This window comes from Serratia marcescens subsp. marcescens ATCC 13880 (assembly GCF_017299535.1).
In the GTDB taxonomy this organism is placed as follows: Bacteria; Pseudomonadota; Gammaproteobacteria; order Enterobacterales; family Enterobacteriaceae; genus Serratia; species Serratia marcescens.
Map to the genome: position 1 here is coordinate 3,831,880 of NZ_CP071238.1, position 14,232 is coordinate 3,846,111.

At 62.1% G+C, this 14,232-nt stretch carries 12 protein-coding genes; 4 read left to right on the forward strand and 8 right to left on the reverse strand.

Going from position 1 to position 14,232, the window contains the following annotated elements:
- The first annotated feature begins 96 nt into the window (after positions 1–96).
- Positions 97–1,473, forward strand: coding sequence for an exodeoxyribonuclease VII large subunit (gene xseA / locus J0F90_RS18315; RefSeq protein ID WP_033641372.1), 1,377 nt, complete (start codon positions 97–99; stop codon positions 1,471–1,473).
- Positions 1,474–1,478: 5 nt separating this feature from the next.
- Here xseA and J0F90_RS18320 read toward each other — a convergent pair whose 3' ends face one another.
- Positions 1,479–3,845, reverse strand: coding sequence for a glycoside hydrolase family 31 protein (locus tag J0F90_RS18320; RefSeq protein WP_033639627.1), 2,367 nt, complete (start codon positions 3,843–3,845; stop codon positions 1,479–1,481).
- An 11-nt stretch (positions 3,846–3,856) separates the two neighbouring features.
- Complete coding sequence (locus tag J0F90_RS18325; protein ID WP_033639626.1) at positions 3,857–5,167, reverse strand: MFS transporter; 1,311 nt, start codon at positions 5,165–5,167, stop codon at positions 3,857–3,859.
- A 359-nt stretch (positions 5,168–5,526) separates the two neighbouring features.
- Here J0F90_RS18325 and J0F90_RS18330 point away from each other — a divergent pair, with 359 nt between their 5' ends.
- The 3 genes from J0F90_RS18330 (at position 5,527) to J0F90_RS18340 (ending at position 8,039) form a co-directional block, all read left to right on the forward strand.
- Positions 5,527–6,609, forward strand: coding sequence for a LacI family DNA-binding transcriptional regulator (locus J0F90_RS18330; protein ID WP_033639625.1), 1,083 nt, complete (start codon positions 5,527–5,529; stop codon positions 6,607–6,609).
- A 63-nt stretch (positions 6,610–6,672) separates the two neighbouring features.
- Complete coding sequence (locus tag J0F90_RS18335) at positions 6,673–7,698, forward strand: M4 family metallopeptidase (RefSeq protein ID WP_033639624.1); 1,026 nt, start codon at positions 6,673–6,675, stop codon at positions 7,696–7,698.
- Positions 7,698–8,039 (forward strand): protealysin inhibitor emfourin, encoded by a 342-nt coding sequence (locus J0F90_RS18340; protein ID WP_016929750.1) that lies wholly within the window; start codon positions 7,698–7,700, stop codon positions 8,037–8,039. The genes J0F90_RS18335 and J0F90_RS18340 overlap by 1 nt, the downstream gene beginning before the upstream one ends.
- A 4-nt stretch (positions 8,040–8,043) precedes the next feature.
- Here the strand turns inward: J0F90_RS18340 and J0F90_RS18345 are convergent, their stop codons facing one another.
- From J0F90_RS18345 to hisS, 6 genes are all read right to left on the reverse strand, one after another.
- Positions 8,044–8,265 carry a zinc ribbon domain-containing protein gene (locus J0F90_RS18345; RefSeq protein WP_028127372.1) on the reverse strand — a complete coding sequence of 74 codons (222 nt, stop codon included), beginning with the start codon at positions 8,263–8,265 and terminating at the stop codon, positions 8,044–8,046.
- 13 nt (positions 8,266–8,278) lie between these two features.
- On the reverse strand, positions 8,279–9,235 hold the full coding sequence (locus J0F90_RS18350; RefSeq protein ID WP_033639623.1) for an AEC family transporter: 957 nt from the start codon (positions 9,233–9,235) through the stop codon (positions 8,279–8,281).
- A gap of 98 nt (positions 9,236–9,333) precedes the next feature.
- On the reverse strand, positions 9,334–10,824 hold the full coding sequence (der, locus tag J0F90_RS18355) for a ribosome biogenesis GTPase Der (protein ID WP_015378774.1): 1,491 nt from the start codon (positions 10,822–10,824) through the stop codon (positions 9,334–9,336).
- Between the two features lie 255 nt (positions 10,825–11,079).
- Complete coding sequence (gene bamB, locus J0F90_RS18360) at positions 11,080–12,261, reverse strand: outer membrane protein assembly factor BamB (protein ID WP_004941440.1); 1,182 nt, start codon at positions 12,259–12,261, stop codon at positions 11,080–11,082.
- Positions 12,262–12,272: 11 nt separating this feature from the next.
- The gene (locus J0F90_RS18365) at positions 12,273–12,893 is read right to left on the reverse strand and encodes a YfgM family protein (RefSeq protein ID WP_033635592.1); all 621 of its coding nucleotides are present in this window, start codon (positions 12,891–12,893) and stop codon (positions 12,273–12,275) included.
- 13 nt (positions 12,894–12,906) lie between these two features.
- Positions 12,907–14,181 carry a histidine--tRNA ligase gene (hisS, locus tag J0F90_RS18370; RefSeq protein ID WP_033639622.1) on the reverse strand — a complete coding sequence of 425 codons (1,275 nt, stop codon included), beginning with the start codon at positions 14,179–14,181 and terminating at the stop codon, positions 12,907–12,909.
- Positions 14,182–14,232: the final 51 nt, after the last annotated feature.

The following is a 14,232-nucleotide window of genomic DNA, read 5'->3' on the forward strand; positions in this document are numbered from 1 at the left end:
GCCTCCAGCACTTTCTTACAAAAAGTCTTGATTACCTTTTTCAGCCATGTAGTATCGACCAATTAAGTGATTGTTTTGAAATTTGATCTGGGTCACATGTCGCTACCTGTTTCGCCTTCCATTTTTACCGTAAGCCGCCTCAATCAGACGGTTCGCCAACTGCTGGAAAGGGAAATGGGGCAGATTTGGCTCTCCGCCGAGATCTCCAACCTCTCCCAGCCCGCCTCCGGCCACTGGTATTTCACGCTGAAAGACGATCGCGCCCAGGTGCGCTGCGCGATGTTTCGCAACAGCAACCGCCGCGTCACCTTCCGGCCGCAAAACGGCCAGCAGGTCTTGGTGCGCGCCAGCATCACGCTGTATGAACCGCGCGGCGACTACCAGCTGATCGCCGAGAGCATGCAGCCCGCCGGCGACGGCCTGCTGCAGCAACAGTTCGAGCAGTTGAAACAGCGCCTGAGCGCTGAAGGGTTGTTCGATCAGCAGTTCAAGCAGCCGCTGCCCGCGCCGGCCAAACGCGTCGGGGTGATCACCTCCGCCAGCGGCGCGGCGCTGCACGATATTCTGCAGGTGTTACAGCGGCGCGATCCGTCACTGCCGATCGTCATCTACCCCACCTCGGTGCAGGGCGCGGAAGCGCCGATGCAGATCGTGCGCGCCATCGAGGCCGCCAACCGCCGCGATGAATGCGACGTGCTGATCGTCGGCCGCGGCGGCGGTTCGCTGGAAGATCTGTGGAGCTTCAACGACGAACGCGTGGCGCGGGCGATCTTCGCCAGCCGCATTCCGATCGTCAGCGCCGTCGGCCATGAAACCGACGTCACCATCGCCGATTTCGTCGCCGACCTGCGCGCGCCGACCCCTTCCGCCGCCGCCGAACTGGTCAGCCGCAATCAGCTTGAGCTGTTGCGCCAGCTGCAGTCGCAGCAGCAGCAGCTGGAGATGGCGATGGATTACTACCTGGCGCAGCGCCAGCAGCAGTTCACCCGCATTCACCACCGTTTACAACAGCAGCATCCGCATCTGCGCCTGGCGCGCCAGCAGACGCTGCTGTTCAAGCTGCAGCGCCGGATGGAAGACGGCATGCAGCAGCAGCTGCGCCAGGCCGCCCGCCGCAGCGAACGGGCCCAGCAGCGGCTGGCGCAGGTGCAGCCGCAGGGCCGCATTCACCGCTACCAGCAGCGCGTGCAGCAGCAGGAATACCGTCTGCAGCAGGCGATGGAGCGGCAGCTCAACGCCTACCGCCAGCGCTTCGGCGTGGCCTGCAGCCAACTGGAAACCGTCAGCCCGTTGGCGACGCTGGCGCGCGGCTACAGCGTGACGCAAACTCCGCGCGGCGAGCTGCTGAAAACCACCAAGCAGGCGCAGGTCGGCGAACTGCTTAAAACCCGCCTGCAGGATGGCTGGGTGGAAAGCGAGGTGAAAACCATCACCGTCGCCAAAAAGCCGCGCAAGAAGCGCGCGGCCGAGTAACCCTCCTACTCCAGCGTAAAACGCTCGCCCGGTTCGCCGTTCACCCACAGCGCGCGCGTTTCGCCTTCCGGCAGACTGAGTAGCAGCGTGCGCCAGGCCGGGCGGAAACGCCCTTCCGTCGTGATATCCAGCATGATGCGCTGAGGGTCGCAGCGCATTTCCCAGCGCAGCCACAGCGCATCGCCCTGCCGCCAGCCTTCGCTTTCACCGTCGTCCTCAAACAACAGCCCGCTGCTTGCGCCGCAGCCCTTGAGCGGAAACAGCCGCAGCTCGCGCCGATCGTCGGCGGCTACGTCCACATGCGCCAGCCGCTGCGACAGCGGCAGCGCTGCCCCGGCGCGCACCAGCAGCGGCAGACGCTCCAGCGGCGCCGCCAGCGTCACCGTCTGGCCGCCGCCGAACCATTGGCCGCTGTAGAAGCAGTACCAGCCTTCGCCGTTATCCGGCAGATACACCGAACGGCGACGTTGCCCCGGTTTCACCACGCTGGCCACCAGCAGATCGCGGCCGATCAGAAAATCGTCGTTCTCGCCGAAGGTGCGCGCATCCTGTTCGTGATCGAGGAAAGTCGGGCGCAGCATCGGCTCGTCGTCGGCGCAGGCCTGCCACAGCAGAGTGTAGAAATACGGCAGCAGCCGGTAACGCAGGTTGATCGCCTCACGCACCGCCGGGGTGGCGGCCGGGTACATCCAGGGTTCGTTGACCGTAGCATCGTCGTTCCAGGAGTGGATGGTGAAACGCGGGTGCATCACGCCGTTTTGCACCCAGCGCACCAGCAGCTCCGCGTCCGGTTTGTCGCCGGAGAAGCCGCCGACGTCGTGGCCGAGGTTATACAGCCCGGACAGGCTCATGCCCAGCCCCATGCGGATGTTGTAGCGCAGCGTCTGCCAACTGGTGCGGTTGTCGCCGCTCCAGGTCTGCACATAGCGCTGCATGCCGGCGCAGCCGGAGCGCGAGATCAAGTACGGCCGCCGCTGCGGCGCGAAGCGCTGCTGGGCCTCCATCGAGGCGCGCATCATCAGCAATGGCATCACCGGTCGGATATGCTTGATGGCGATCGGCCGCCCGAAGCCGTGGCAGCGCGCTTCGCCGTCCCACACTTCGTACTCGTTGTTGTCGTTCCAGGTGGAATCGATGCCCATCTCCAGCAGCTGCTGCGTGACGCCCTGCTGCCACCAGCGCACCGTCGCCGGATTGGTGAAGTCGAGGTGCGATCCCTCGTCGTCCCAGAAGCTGGAGCGCTCCGGCGCGTCGCTTTGCGAATCGCGGATAAACAGCCCCTGCGCCGCCACCGCCTGATACTGAGGGTGATCCTGCAGCAGGCACGGCTTGATGTTGGCCGCCAGCCTGAGGCCGGCGTCGTGAAACGCCTGGCTGAGCAGCTTGGGCTGCGGTACCTTGTCGTAGTTCCAGTTGAACACGTAGCGCTTGTTGTTGATCGAGGTGTAGCCCGACGACAGCTGGAAAGAGTCGCAGGGAATGGCGTGCTGGCGGCACAGCGCAATGAACTGTTGCAGCTGCTGCTGGGCGTCCGGCGCGTCGGTGTAGTGCATGGTCGAGCCGCTGTAGCCCAGGCTCCACTTCGGCCCGAAGTGGGTGCGGCCGGTCAGGCGCACGAACGCCTTGGTGACGTCCAATACCTTCGGCCCGAGGAACAGGTAGTAATCCAGATCGCCCGCTTCGGCCTGATAGCGGCGATAGGCCGTATGGTAGTTGTCTATCTCGTTGCCCAGATCCAGCCAGCAGCTGCTCAGGTTATCGTAGAACAGGCCAAAGCTCGCCTCCGGCCCACGGGTGATGGTGAACGGAATGTGTTTGTACAGCGGATCGGTGCTGGCCGCGTTGTACCCCATGGCGTCCAGATTGCGCATCTCGAAGCGGCGGCCGGTGCGCTCCAGATCGCCGGTTTTCTCCCCCAGGCCGTAATAGCGCTCATCGGCGAAGCGGCGTTGGTAGTGCGCCACGCCGTCGCCGTGCGCATTGAGCAGGTAGGCGCTGGTTGGCCGATCCGCCGCCAGCGGCCGCCACTCGCCGGCGGCATTGCAATGCTCCCATTCCAACCACAGCGGCTGATGCACCGTCACGCGCAGCAGCGGCGTGCTGACCACCAGCCGACCGCTCTCCTGGCGCAGCTGATAGCCCGGCAGGCTGAAGCCGGCGACGCTGAGCCGTTCGCGCCCTTCCCAAGGCACATCCTCCTGCGGCGCGATGCTCCAGGTGCGATCCAGCGCCAGCTCGCCGTTGCGCTTGATCAACACGCGGAACAAACCGTCTTCCAACACGTACAGACAGAAACGGTGACGTTCATCGACCAGCAGCTCGACATGGTCGGCATGCTGCGCCGCCAGCGTCCAATTTTTCAAGGTTTTCATAAATATCCCACTTAGCTGTGTGAAGGGGTTTTCTTACCGCCGCGCTCGGCGATCAGGGCAATCAGGAACACAGCGCCGATCAGATCGAAGAAGCCCATGGCGATAAACAGCGGGTTGAAGCCAATGGTGTCGGACACCGCGCCGATCAGCAGCGTGAACAGGAAGCTGGCGATCCAGGCGCTGGAGCCGCGCATGCCGTTGACCGTCGCCATCTGGTTTTTATCGAACGACTCCACCACCAGCGCGCTGAGCATGCAGGAGATCACCTGGTGGCCGAAGCCGCCGATCGAGATCAGCGCGATCGCCACATAGGGATTTTGGGTGATCGCGACGAACGCCAGCGACACCATCAGGAAAGCGCCGGTCACCGAGCTGGCGACCACGGAGTTGACGCGGCTGCAGCCGAACCATTTGCGATACAGGGTGGTGAGATAGCCGCTGGCGACGCTGCCGATATCCGCCGCCAGGAACGGCAGCCAGGCGAACATCGCGATCTGTTTCAGATCCATGCCGCGTTCGGTGGCCAGGTACAGCGGCACCCAGAAACTGAATACCGCCCAGGCAGGCTCGGCGAGAAAGGCCGGGATGGCGATGCCGTAAAACCTCTTGTTCTGGCACAGGCTGGCCAGCGAAGTGAAGAACGGCAGCTTCGGCAACACCGGCTCGTTGTCTTCGCGGATCAGATCCAGCTCCTGCTGGCTAAGGTTCGGGTGCTGCTGCGGCGAGTGGTAGAACAGCCACCACAGCACTACCCAGATCAGCGCCAACCCGCCGGAGAACAGGAACGCCCCCTGCCAGCCGAAGGAGACGTGAGCGATGACAATGATCGGCGGCGCCAGCATGGCGCCGATGGAGAAACCGACGCCCGCCCAGCCGGCGGCGATCGGCCGCTCCTTTTTCGGGAACCAGTCGGAGATCGCCTTGGCGTTGGCCGGGGTGGCCGCCGCCTCCGCGCCCCCCATGAAGAAGCGCAGAATGGCCAATTGCAGCCAGCTGCCGGCGCCGGCGTGCAGCATGCATACCACCGCCCAAATGCCGGCGCAGATCAGAAAGCCCATCTTCAGGCCGATAACGTCGATCAGCCAGCCGCAGATCGGCTGGAACACCGTGTAGGCCAGCTGGAACGACGCCACTACCCAGGCATATTGCTCGGTGCTCATGTTCAGGCTGGATTTCAGCTCCGGCGCCAGAATGCCCAGCGAGTTGCGGGTGATGTAGTTGACCGTCACGCCCAGCAAGAACAGCGCCAGCATCCACCAGCGCAGCGATTTGAACTTGCGCCGGCCGCTCTGCGCGACCGCCTGATTGATCTCCACACTCATCGGTTCTCTCCCCGCGGCCGCCGGTTACGGCGACGCGCGTTTTGGTAGGGTACGTTGTGCTATCAAACACGGGACGGTGAAAACGGATCGGCGCCGTATCATTTGCCGACAGACAATCACAACCCCATGATTTATTTTTTGTTTTCTTTTTCGCACACCGTTAAAATTGGACTGACAGGTCGTTAAAATTGGTGTACCAATGCAGACTACTCAGCGATAGCGCACAGCGAAACGGGGTTTTTTGCAAAGATTTTCACTGGCGGGTGAAAAAATAGCCATAATGACCGCTAAATCCGGTCAAGACGCTGAAAATGCGCAGTGAAAATATTCTCATGGACGAATTTGAAGGAGATCACAAAATGAACGGAAAGCTGAAAATCCAGGAGATCGCCCGCCAAACCGGGCTGTCGATCAGCACCGTTTCCCGCGTGCTGGCCGGCAAGGCCAACACCAGCGCCGAGGCGCGCCGCAAGGTGTTGGACTGTGCGCAACAAAATGGCATTCTGCAGGGCATTTCCAGCGGCCGGCTGATGCTGAACAACGTGATGGTGTTCGCGCCGCAACGCGCGTTCGACGTGCGCACCGACATCTTCTACTACAAGGTCATTCAGGGCATTGCCGCCGCGCTGATGGAGCACGAGGTGCGCATCCGCTACTGCGGGCTGGAAGAGCAACACAGCGACGGCGCGCTGTTTCTGGAAAAGATGAGCGATCCGCACACCGAAGCGGCGCTGATCATCGGCATCGACGACGAGCATATCCACACCCTGGCCGCCGATCTGCACAAGCCCTGCGTGCTGATCAACTGCAGCGATCGGCAGATGCGGCTGGACAGCGTCTCGCCGGATCATCAGCTGATCGGCGATTACTCCGCCAGCTACCTGTTCCAGCAAGGGCACAGCCATATTCTCAACCTGCAGTGTCTGCGCCGCCACACCATGGAGCTGCGGCTGGCGGGCATCCGGCAGGCCTACGCCCGGCATCATCTGCCGTTCGACGACGGCCGCCATCTGATCACCACCTCCGGCTTCGGCGGCGAAGAGGCCGAGCAGGCGCTGACCACCTATCTCAACGGCATCCACGGTCACGCCCCGCTGCCAACGGCGATCCTGGCCGGCGGCGACTACATGGCGGTCGGGGCGGTCAAGGCGCTCAACAAGCGGGGCCTGAACGTGCCGGGCGACGTGTCGGTGATGAGCACCGACGGCTTCAACCTGGCGGAAATCCATGACGTGCCGCTGACCTCGGTGCAGGTGCCGCGCGACGAACTGGGTTACGAAGCGATCCAACTGCTGCAGAGGCGCATGCTGCGCGCCGACGCGCCGCCGTGCAATCTGCTGCTGCACGGCCGGCTGGCGGTGCGCGCCTCGGTGCGGCGCATCAGCCCGCACAAGACCGCGCCGGCGGTGAGCACGCATGACCACAGGCTTTATGACGAGTAGGCTACACTTAGGCACAGTGCATTCATTCGATGAGGTAAAATTTTTTGCCTAAGGAGAGCCACTATGCCAGCCCAGCGCATGCGTTCCGTCATTCCTCCCTACATGCTGCGCCGCATCATTGAACACGGCAACGCCCCGCAGCGCGACTGCGCGCTGCACACCCTGAACCACGTGCAAAGCCTGCTCGGCAACAAGCCGCTGCGTTCGCCGACCGAGAAAAACGCCCGAGCCGGCGAAGCGCTCCGCGATATCTACGACGCCCAGAACGGCACCCAACTGCCTGGCAAACCGGTGCGCAAAGAGGGCCAGCCCAGCAACCACGATGTGGCGGTGGACGAAGCCTACGACTACCTCGGCGTCACCTACGATTTCTTCTGGCAGGCCTACCGCCGCAACTCACTGGATAACCAGGGGCTGCCGCTGGTCGGCAGCGTACACTACGGCAAGGAGTACCAGAATGCCTTCTGGAACGGCCAACAAATGGTGTTCGGCGACGGCGACGGCGAGATTTTCAACCGTTTCACCATCGCCATCGACGTGGTCGGCCACGAGCTGGCGCACGGCGTGACCGAGAGTGAAGCCGGGCTGATCTACTACCAGCAGTCCGGGGCGCTCAATGAGTCGCTGTCCGACGTATTCGGCTCGTTGGTCAAGCAGTTCCACCTGCAGCAAACCGCCGATAAAGCCGACTGGCTGATCGGCGCCGGGCTGCTCGCCAAGGGCATTAAAGGCAAAGGGCTGCGCTCGATGTCGGCCCCCGGCACCGCCTACGATGACCCGCTGCTGGGCAAAGATCCGCAGCCCGCCAGCATGAAGGATTACATCCAGACCAAGGAAGACAACGGCGGCGTGCACCTCAACTCCGGCATTCCCAACCGCGCCTTCTACCTGGCGGCGACGGCGCTCGGCGGCTTCGCCTGGGAGAAAGCCGGCTACGTCTGGTATGACACGGTGTGCGACAAAGCGCTGCCGCAAAATGCCGACTTCGCCACCTTCGCCCGCGCCACGGTGAAACATGCGCAAGCGCGTTTCGACCAGAGCGTGGCGGACAAGGTGCAGCAAGCCTGGCATCAGGTGGGGGTGGAATAATGAAACCGCTGCCGACGCTCAATCAGGATACGGTCATTGAGCTGGCGCGCGAGGGAGGCTTCGCCTACATTCCCAAACTGGCGGGCCAGCGCCGCATCGCGCTGGCCGATATCACGCCGGAACAGCGGCAGCGCCTGAATCAGTTGCTGAACCAGACGCTGCCCTATGCGCAGGAAGAAGGCCAGCCCAACTCCCCCGGCTGCGGTGACCAGCGCTACTACCGCGTACAGATCAACTACACCAGCCCCACCCTGAGCACCGAGATCGTGCTGTTAATCCCGGAAAGCAGCGCGCCGCAAGCGCTGGTGGATCTGTGGAAAACCGGCCAGGTGGATGAGTGAGGGCTTACAGAGGCTGATAGCTGAAATTCACCCGTTTTTTGGAGATCAGCCCGTGCCCGTTCTGGCACAGGTAATCCACCGCCCCGCAGGCCTTCAACTCTTGCAGCGGCTGCCCGCACTCCGGGCAGCTCGCCTGCTGCCGATAATCACGCTGACAGGCGGCACAATGGTAGTGACCCGCTACCCAATTCATGGTCTGACGACAGTGCGGACAATGCGCATCCATAACGGCTCCCAGGTTAAATCGCGCCCCATGAGCGCAAGAAATAGATCCCCAACGCGGTGGTGAAGAACGACCCGACGGTGGTGATAGCGATAATGTTAGCCGCCAGCGTGGCGTTGCCGCCCATGGCGCGCGTCATCACATAGCTGCCCGAAGCGGTCGGCGTGGCGGAAAACAGGAAGATGATGCCCAACGCCGCGCCGTGAAACCCGCACAGCCAGCCGGCCAGCGTCATCAGGAACGGCACCAGAAACAGCTTGGCCGCCGACGACAGCGCCGCCACGTTGGACGAGCGGAACATGGCGCGGAAATCCAGGCTGGCGCCGGTGCACAGCAGCGCCAACGGCAGCGACAGCGCGGAGATATAGCTGCCGGTCTGGCGGAGCACGGTCGGGATGCCCAGCCCGGTTTGCGCATACAGCAGCCCGCACACCAGGCCGATGATCAGCGGATTGGTGACGATGCTGCGCAGCAGCGACAGGTGGCTGATTTTCTTGCCCTGCCCGCCCTGCAGGCTGCGCGTGAGGGTGATGACCGACAGTATGTTGAACAGGATCACCGTCACGGTCAGGTACAGCGAGGCGAGCGCAATGCCTTCGCTGCCGTAGGCGGTCATGGCGTAGGCCAGACCGACGATGGCGGTGTTGGCGCGAAAGCCGCCCTGTACGAACACCCCGCGCTCACGCGGTTCTTTCACCAGCCACTTGGCCGCCAGCTCCAAGAGCAGGAAGGTCGCCAGCGTGCCGACTGCGCCGAACAGCACCAGCGGCAGATTGCCAAGCAGCTGCGGATGGTTGGTGGCGATGCTGAAAAACAGCAGGCACGGTAGCGCCAAATTGAACACCAGGCGGGTCGCGCCGTCGACGAAACGGTCATCCATCAGGCGCCAATGGCGCAGCAGGATCCCCAGCAGCATCATCAGCAAATTCGGCACGGTGACGTTAAACGCAAAACTCCAGGTTTCCCAGGACATGGTGTTCCTTCAGGCAGGCGAGGTAATCCTCAGATAATAAAACGATTTCGGGCCAATAAAAAAGGGCGCGGCATCACTGCCGCGCCCCTCATGAGCGATTACTTGCTCTTTTTCAGGTGGCTCATCAGGCGCTTGCGCTTACGCATCTGGGTTGGCGTCAGCAGATTGCGTTTACCGGCGAACGGGTTGTCACCCTCTTTGAACTGGATGCGGATCGGCGTCCCCATCACGTTCAGCGAGCGGCGGAAGTAGTTCATCAGGTAGCGCTTGTACGAATCGGACAGATCGCTGACCTGGTTGCCGTGGATCACCACGATCGGCGGGTTGTAACCGCCGGCGTGGGCGTATTTCAGCTTCACGCGGCGGCCGCGCACCAACGGCGGCTGGTGATCGTCCACCGCCATCTGCATGATTTTGGTCAGCATCGAGGTGTTTACGCGGCGGGTTGCGCACTCGTAGGCTTCCTGTACCGATTCGAACAGGTTGCCGACGCCGCTGCCGTGCAGGGCGGAAATGAAGTGCACGCGCGCGAAGTCGACGAAGCCCAGACGCAGATCGAGCATTTCTTTCACATGCTCGCGATCTTCTTCACTCATGCCGTCCCATTTGTTGACCGCAATCACCAGTGAGCGCCCACTATTGAGGATAAAGCCGAGCAGCGAGAGATCCTGATCGGAGATGCCTTCACGCGCGTCGATCACCAGCAGCACCACGTTGGCGTCTTCAATCGCCTGCAGGGTCTTGATCACCGAGAACTTCTCGACGGTTTCGGTCACCTTGCCGCGTTTGCGCACCCCGGCGGTGTCGATCAGCACGTATTCGCGTTCGTCGCGCACCATTGGAATGTAGATGCTGTCGCGGGTGGTGCCCGGCATGTCATACACCACCACGCGTTCCTCGCCCAGGATGCGGTTAGTGAGCGTAGACTTACCGACGTTCGGGCGGCCGACGATCGCCAGCTTGATCGGCAGATCCTGCGGGTTGAACGCTTCTTCCGGCTCTTCGTCTTCTTCGCCTTCCAGCGTTTCACCGTTTTGCTCAGCCCAGTAAGCGGCGTTGGCCTCTTCCTCGGTCAGCTCGACGTCTTCCGGTTTTTCCGGCACGAACGGCACCAGCACGTGTTCGATCAGTTGGGTCACGCCGCGGCCGTGGGAAGCGGCGATAGCGAACACTTCCCCCAGGCCGAGCGAGTAGAAATCAGCGGTGGCGGTGTCCGGATCCAGGCCGTCGGTCTTGTTGGCCACCAGGAAGGTCGCCTTCTGGCGGCTGCGCAGGTGCTGGGCGATGCCCTGATCCGCCGGCATCAGGCCGGCGCGGGCGTCGACCATGAACAGCACGATGTCCGCTTCTTCGATCGCCAGCAGCGACTGGCCGGCCATGCGCGTTTCGACGCCGTCTTCGGTGCCGTCGATGCCGCCGGTATCGACGATGATGAATTCATTGCCTTCGATTTCAGCACGACCATACTTGCGGTCACGCGTCAGCCCCGGGAAATCCGCCACCAGCGCATCACGCGTATGGGTTAAACGGTTGAACAAGGTGGATTTACCCACATTCGGGCGCCCGACCAGCGCGACGACAGGTATCATTGTTGAAGCCTCATTACTTAATAATCAATGCGTTACTGCACTGTGGATAGACACCAGCGGTGCAGCTTATAAAATACGAAACGGCCCCTGAACATTCAGGAGCCGTTTTCCCCTTCATCTTTCGCGCCACAGCGGCGTTGTCTGCGCACCTTCGCCTCGGTCACTTAGCTCACTAAGCTCCCGAGGACTCATGCGCTTGCCGCCTGGCTGCAACCCGAAATCTTTCGGGCGCAAGAAGGATCACGACGAGCGGCGTTAGCGGGTGAAAGCGTAAACTTTCCCGCCGCGAGCCTGGATGATCAGCTTGTCGCTGGCCACCATCGGCGCAGACAGGAAGCCGGAGCTGTCCACTTCCTGCTGGGCGACAAAACGGCCATCGGTGGTGTTGATCCAGTGCAGATAGCCTTCGGCGTCACCGGTCACCAGATAACCATTATACATCACCGGCGGCGTCAGGTTACGGTGCAGCAGATCGCTCTGCGTCCACACGGTCACGCCGCCTTCGGTGCTGAGCGCCACCACGCGATCGTTCTGGTCGATCAGGTAGATGCGGCCCGCGTCGACGATGAAATCATTCACCGAACCCAGTTCGCGTTTCCAGATGATCTGGCCGGAACGCAGATCCAGCGCCGTCAGGTTGCCGTTGTAACCCAGCGCGTAGACCACGCCGTCAACGATCACCGGCGTGGTGTCCACGTCGTTCAGGCGATCGATTTCGGTCGCGCCGCTCGGCTGAGAAATGCGCTGTTGCCAGATAATCTGGCCCTGCTGCATCAGCACGGCGCTGACGCGGCCGTTGTCACCGCCGACGATGGCGGCGCCAAAGGCGACGGCCGGCGCGGATTCACCGCGCAGCGACAGCGAAGGCATGTCCAGGTTAACTGTCCACTTCACCGCGCCGTCGGCTTCATTCAGCGCCTGCAGCATGCCGTTGGAGGTGTGCACCAACACCATGCCGTCGCTGACAACCGGACGGGAGATCGCTTCGCCGGCCACTTTGGTCTGCCAGGCGATGGCGCCATCGGCGGTGTTCAATGCGTAAACCACCGCTTTTTCGCTGCCGACGTAAACCTTGTCGCCCGCGACCGTCAGGCCGCCCGACAGCAGCGCAGACAGGTTGCTGGAGAAGAAGCCGGTCTTCTCGGAGAGATTGACCTTCCACTTCTCGTTGCCGCTGTCGGCGTCCATCGCTTTCACGATGCCGAAGCGATCGGCGGCGTAAATGGTGCTGTCCTGATAGGCCGGACGCAGGTGGGAGTAATACTCACCGATGCCGTCGCCCACCGAGGTGCTCCACGCCTTGCTCGGCGTAAACTGATTTTCAACTTTCGGCAACGGCGACATGGTAACCACGTCTTCTTCGCTGTTAAACAGCGAGCAACCACTCAGCAAGGCAGCGGAAACCAGTCCGACCAAGAGTGTTTTACGCAATTGCATGGGAATTCCCCTTAGCTGGACAAGTTATTCAATTTCATGCGCAGCAGAACCTGCAGCGCCTGAGAAGCATTGGACTCAATGCCTTTGCTGTAAGCTTCGCGCGCGCCCTTGGCGTCGCCCTTGGCCAGCAATACATCGCCGCGCACATCCTGCATCATCGCCGCCCAGCCTTCGCCTTTCACGCCATCCAGCGTTTTCAGCGCTTCATCCAGCTTTTTCTCCTGCAGCTGGACGCGAGCCAGACGCAGGTCGATCATCGCCAACAGGTTGTCGTCTTTGGTCTGGCCCTGCGCCAGCGCCAGCTGCTGTTCCGCCTTGGCGAAATCATTCTGTTCGACAAAGTGCTTGGCCAACTGCAGCGCGGCCAGTACGCCGTAGCTGTTGCCGTTGGCCTGGACAAATTTCTCCGCGGCAGCCACGTCATCCGGCTTGCCGGCCGCCAGACGATCGCTGGCTTCCTGATAGGATTGCGATGCCGCCATCATGTTGGAGTTTTCATGGCTCTGCCAGTAACGCCAGCCAACCAGGGCACCAATTCCGAGCACCACGCCCACCGCCAGCGCTTTGCCGTTCTCGGCAAAGAACCGACGCAGTGCGTCGACTTGTTCGTTTTCAGTGGTATAGACTTCCACGGTGTCCTTCTCCTTAACCTAACATCAAAGCCAGACGCGCAGCGACTTCGCTTTGCGCCAGCGTTTCTTGTTCACCACTGCGCAGGTCTTTCACCACCACCTGCTGCGCCGCCACTTCGCTCTCACCCAGGATCAGCGCGATGCGCGCGCCCCATTTGTCCGCACGGGTGATCTGCTTCTTGAAGTTGCCGCCGCCGTAATTGGTCATCAGCTTCAGCTGCGGCGCCTCGTCGCGCACCTGTTCAGCCAGCCGCATCGCCGCGCTCTGGGTGCCCGCGCCGGAAGAGATGACGTACACGTCGATAGCCGACGGCGCCTTGAATTCCGGGTTGACCGCCTGTACCAGCAGCACCAGACGCTCAAGGCCCATGGCGAAACCGACCGCCGGGGTGGCACGGCCGCCCAGTTGCTCGACCAGGCCGTCGTAACGGCCGCCCGCGCAGACGGTGCCCTGCGCGCCCAGGCTGGTGGTCACCCACTCAAACACGGTGCGGTTGTAGTAATCCAGACCGCGCACCAGGCGCTCGTTAACGGTATATGGGATACCTGCCTGCGCCAAAAGTTCACACAGACCGGCGAAGTGAGCACGGGATTCTTCATCCAGGTACTCGGACAGGCGCGGCGCGTCGTTCAGCAGCGCCTGCACCTCAGGATTTTTGGAGTCCAGCACGCGCAGCGGGTTGCTGTACATGCGGCGTTTGCAGTCTTCGTCCAGCACCTCGACGTGCTGCTCCAGGAACGCCACCAGCGCGTCGCGGTAGTTGGCGCGCGCCTCCAGCGAACCGATGGAGTTCAGCTCCAGCTTGACGTGCTCGGCGATGCCCAGCGCTTTCCACCAGCGGGCGGTCAGCAGGATCAGCTCGGCGTCGATATCCGGGCCTTGCAGGCCGAACACTTCCGCGCCCAGCTGATGGAACTGGCGATAGCGGCCCTTTTGCGGGCGCTCGTAGCGGAACATCGGGCCGATGTACCACAGACGCTGTTCCTGATTGTACAGCAGACCATGTTCGATGCCGGCGCGCACGCAGCCGGCCGTCCCTTCCGGACGCAGCGTCAGGCTTTCGCCGTTGCGGTCTTCGAAGGTATACATCTCTTTTTCCACGACGTCGGTCACTTCGCCGATCGCGCGTTTGAATAACGGGGTCTGCTCTACAATCGGCAACCGGATTTCGCTGTAACCGTAGCCGCCCAGCACCTGCTTGAGGGTGCCTTCAATACGCTGCCATAATGCCGTTTCTTCCGGCAGGTAGTCGTTCATGCCGCGGATGGCTTGAATGTTCTTTGCCACGTGAGTTCTCTGTCCGTTGTCTGTAAAAATGAACCTGATTATAGGGACTTT

Bases quoted from the DNA above. Each gene is read 5' to 3' on its own strand.
- xseA (WP_033641372.1), top strand. From the start codon at position 97: ATGTCGCTACCTGTTTCGCCTTCCATTTTTACCGTAAGCCGCCTCAAT.
- J0F90_RS18320 (WP_033639627.1), bottom strand. From the start codon at position 3,845: ATGAAAACCTTGAAAAATTGGACGCTGGCGGCGCAGCATGCCGACCAT.
- J0F90_RS18325 (WP_033639626.1), bottom strand. From the start codon at position 5,167: ATGAGTGTGGAGATCAATCAGGCGGTCGCGCAGAGCGGCCGGCGCAAG.
- J0F90_RS18330 (WP_033639625.1), top strand. From the start codon at position 5,527: ATGAACGGAAAGCTGAAAATCCAGGAGATCGCCCGCCAAACCGGGCTG.
- J0F90_RS18335 (WP_033639624.1), top strand. From the start codon at position 6,673: ATGCCAGCCCAGCGCATGCGTTCCGTCATTCCTCCCTACATGCTGCGC.
- J0F90_RS18340 (WP_016929750.1), top strand. From the start codon at position 7,698: ATGAAACCGCTGCCGACGCTCAATCAGGATACGGTCATTGAGCTGGCG.
- J0F90_RS18345 (WP_028127372.1), bottom strand. From the start codon at position 8,265: ATGGATGCGCATTGTCCGCACTGTCGTCAGACCATGAATTGGGTAGCG.
- J0F90_RS18350 (WP_033639623.1), bottom strand. From the start codon at position 9,235: ATGTCCTGGGAAACCTGGAGTTTTGCGTTTAACGTCACCGTGCCGAAT.
- der (WP_015378774.1), bottom strand. From the start codon at position 10,824: ATGATACCTGTCGTCGCGCTGGTCGGGCGCCCGAATGTGGGTAAATCC.
- bamB (WP_004941440.1), bottom strand. From the start codon at position 12,261: ATGCAATTGCGTAAAACACTCTTGGTCGGACTGGTTTCCGCTGCCTTG.